This is a genomic window from Streptomyces sp. NPDC054841 (assembly GCF_053611045.1).
In genome coordinates this window covers 1-3,478 of the sequence record NZ_JBSGZO010000684.1, presented here as the reverse complement: position 1 = coordinate 3,478, position 3,478 = coordinate 1, and the positions used below count along the sequence as shown (strand labels likewise).

The following is a 3,478-nucleotide window of genomic DNA, read 5'->3' as shown; positions in this document are numbered from 1 at the left end:
TGTGCAATGCGAGCCACCGAGTACATGCACGTACGGCCCGCCGGTTCCGTTGCCGGCGGGCCGTCACGCGTCATGTGTCACGCGTCAGCGCGGCTGCCCGCGCCGCGCGTCGCGCGCTCAGTGGAAGAAGTGCCGCGTCCCCGTGAAGTACATCGTCACGCCCGCCTTCTGGGCCGCCTCGACGACCTGCTCGTCACGGACCGAACCGCCGGGCTGGACCACGGCCTTGACCCCGGCCGCGGTCAGGATCTCCAGGCCGTCCGGGAACGGGAAGAACGCGTCGGAGGCCGCGTACGCGCCCGCCGCACGCTCCTCGCCCGCCCGCTCGACGGCGAGCTTCGCGGAGTCGACGCGGTTGACCTGGCCCATGCCGACGCCGACCGAGGCGCCGCCCTTGGCGAGCAGGATCGCGTTGGACTTGACGGCTCGGCAGGCCTTCCAGGCGAAGGCGAGTTCGGCCAGCTCCTCGGCGCCGAGCGCCTCGCCGGTGGCGAGGGTCCAGTTCGCCGGGTCGTCACCGTCGGCCTGGAGCCGGTCGGCGACCTGGAGCAGCGCGCCACCGTCGATCGGCTTCAGCTCGACGGGCGCTGACGGGGCGTCGGGGCAGCGCAGCACGCGGATGTTCTTCTTGCGGGCCAGCACCTCGACCGCGCCGTCCTCGTAGTCCGGGGCGACGATGACCTCGGTGAAGATCTCGGCGACCTGCTCGGCCATCGCCACGGAGACCGGGCGGTTGACCGCGATCACACCGCCGAACGCGGAGAGCGGGTCGCAGGCGTGGGCCTTGCGGTGCGCCTCGGCGACGTCGTCACCGATCGCGATGCCGCACGGGTTGGCGTGCTTGATGATCGCGACGCACGGCTCGGCGTGGTCGTACGCGGCACGGCGCGCCGCATCCGTGTCCGTGTAGTTGTTGTACGACATCTCCTTGCCGTGCAGCTGCTCGGCCTGCGCGAGGCCGCCGCCCGCCTCGGTGACGTACAGCGCGGCGTCCTGGTGCGGGTTCTCGCCGTAGCGCAGGACGTTCGAGCGCTCGTACGTGGCGCCGAGGAAGTCGGGGAAGAGGCTCTCGTCGGCCGGGGCGTACGAGGACGCGAACCAGGAGGCGACGGCGACGTCGTACGCGGCCGTGTGCTGGAACGCTTCGGCGGCGAGGCGCTTGCGGGCGGTGAGGTCGAAGCCACCGGACGCGACGGCGGTGAGGACGTCGGCGTACCGCTCGGGGCTGGTGACGACCGCCACGGACGGGTGGTTCTTGGCGGCGGCACGGACCATCGAGGGGCCGCCGATGTCGATCTGCTCGACGCACTCGTCCGGAGTCGCGCCGGAGGCGACGGTCTGCCGGAACGGGTAGAGGTTCACGACCACGAGGTCGAAGGGCTCGACGCCGAGCTCCGCGAGCTGCTCGCGGTGGGTGTCGAGGCGGAGGTCGGCGAGGATGCCGGCGTGCACGCGCGGGTGCAGGGTCTTGACGCGGCCGTCCAGGCACTCGGGGAAGCCGGTGAGCTCCTCGACCTTGGTGACCGGGACACCGGCCGCGGCGATCTTCGCGGCGGTGGAGCCGGTGGAGACGAGCTCGACGCCGGCTTCGTGGAGGCCGCGGGCGAGCTCCTCCAGCCCCGTCTTGTCATAGACACTGACCAGCGCGCGACGGATGGGCTTATTCACCGACATGAACCTTTCGTCCCTCAATGCGGTAGCCGTTTCGGGCGAGACGCCCCACGACCTCGACGAGCAGCTGACGCTCGACTTCTTTGATGCGCTCATGGAGAGCGGCTTCGCCTTCTTCTGTGTCCTCTTCCACCACCTCGACCACGCCCTGCGCGATGATCGGCCCGGTGTCGACGCCGTCGTCGACGAAGTGGACGGTGCATCCGGTGACCTTCGCCCCGTACGCGAGCGCGTCACGCACTCCGTGGGCACCGGGAAAACTGGGCAGCAGGGCGGGGTGGGTGTTCACGAACCGACCGCCGAACCTGGCGAGGAAGTCCTTACCGACGATCTTCATGAAGCCGGCCGAGATGACGAGATCCGGCTCGTACGCGGCGGTGGCCTCGGTCAGCGCACGGTCCCACTCCTCGCGGGTCGCGTAGTCCTTCACCTTGCGGACGAAGGTGGGGATCCCGGCGGCGCGGGCGCGGTCGAGGCCGGCGATGCCGTCGCGGTCGGCACCGACCGCGACGATCTCGGCGCCGAAGCCTTGCGGATCGTCGCCGATGGCGTCGAGCAGCGCCTGGAGGTTGGTGCCGGATCCGGAGACCAGGACGACGAGGCGGGCGGCAGCCACTGGGGGACTCTTTTCGCGTTGCGGTACGGCTTGCAGAAGGCCGTGCGGGTCGTGCGGTATGTGTTTGGGCGGTTCTTGTGTCGATCTTTGTATGGTCGTACGAACGAAACGAGCCCGGCGATAGGGGAACTCTACGAAGCCGTCGACCGTCAGCAACGATACCGGCACACCGAGCGGCCCCCACGGGACGGGGGCTGGGCCGGGAGGTAGCGTCTGGGGACAGGGCCCGTCCCCAGACGGAGTACCCGGGTACAGAGGGGAAGACGTTCACCACATGCCGGACCGACGCCGCCGCACGGCACTCCGCCTCCCGCTCTCCACCGAGCGGGGCTCCCTGCTGCTGCGGGAACGCCAGTCGCCGGAGTCCACGGAACCCCGGGAGACCGGGGACCCCAGTACATCCAGGGAGCGCAGGGAGCCCAGGGAGCGCAGGGAGCCCAGGGACGAGAGCAATCCGTTCGCACCGCCGCCCGAGGGCTCCCCGGACCGGCCGTGGCAGCCGCGGCACGGCTCCGGGAGCGACTCCGGCGACGAGGGCGGTCGGCGGGACGACGAGCGTTCGTCCTGGGGCAGCCAGTGGAGCAGCCGCCAGCCGGGCCGCTCCTCCGGCGGCTTCGGCGGCCGGCCGGGCGGCGAGAGCGGCCAGAGCGGCGGCAATGGCGGCGGTGGCGGCCAGGGCAGCGGCCCGGAAGGCGGCCAGGGCAGCGGCCTCCGCTGGGACCCGACCGACCCCGCCCAGCGCCGTGCCCGCTATGCACTGCTCGGCGGTATGTGGGCCTTCTTCTTCGCGCTCTTCGACCTCCCGGAGATCGCCCTGCTCCTCGGTGCCCTCGCGCTTTACTGGGGTACGAGCTCGCTCCGCGCCAAGCCCCGCCGCGCTTCCTCCGACCCCTCCGTGGCCGCCTCTCCCACGCCGCCGCAGCCTGCGGGCAAGCCCCAGGTGACGGCGGCGGTGAGCGGCCTGCTGCTGGCGGGGATCGCGCTCGTGATCGTGGCGATGACGTTCACGGTGCAGCTGGTGTACCGCGACTTCTACACGTGCGTGGACGACTCCCTGACGAAGGCGGGCCAGCTCTCCTGCAACGAGCTCCTGCCGGATCCGCTGCGCGGGGTCATCGGCGTCAAGGAGTAGCTGCGCCAGGGAGCAGCGGCGCGACCGTGTAGCGGCACGACCGAGGAGCGGCGCCACGC

General features: G+C 71.4%; 3 protein-coding genes. 1 reads left to right on the top strand and 2 read right to left on the bottom strand.

What is annotated here, in order from left to right:
* Positions 1–117 precede the first annotated feature (117 nt).
* Both purH and purN read right to left on the bottom strand, forming a co-directional pair.
* On the bottom strand, positions 118–1,674 hold the full coding sequence (gene purH / locus ACWGI8_RS41705; RefSeq protein ID WP_453668670.1) for a bifunctional phosphoribosylaminoimidazolecarboxamide formyltransferase/IMP cyclohydrolase: 1,557 nt from the start codon (positions 1,672–1,674) through the stop codon (positions 118–120).
* Entirely contained in the window at positions 1,661–2,287 is a 627-nt protein-coding gene (purN, locus tag ACWGI8_RS41700) for a phosphoribosylglycinamide formyltransferase (RefSeq protein ID WP_453668669.1), read from the bottom strand. Before purN ends, purH begins: the two co-directional genes overlap by 14 nt.
* Positions 2,288–2,561: 274 nt before the next feature.
* Here purN and ACWGI8_RS41695 point away from each other — a divergent pair, with 274 nt between their 5' ends.
* Positions 2,562–3,419 carry a hypothetical protein gene (locus ACWGI8_RS41695; RefSeq protein ID WP_453668668.1) on the top strand — a complete coding sequence of 286 codons (858 nt, stop codon included), beginning with the start codon at positions 2,562–2,564 and terminating at the stop codon, positions 3,417–3,419.
* Positions 3,420–3,478 lie beyond the last annotated feature (59 nt).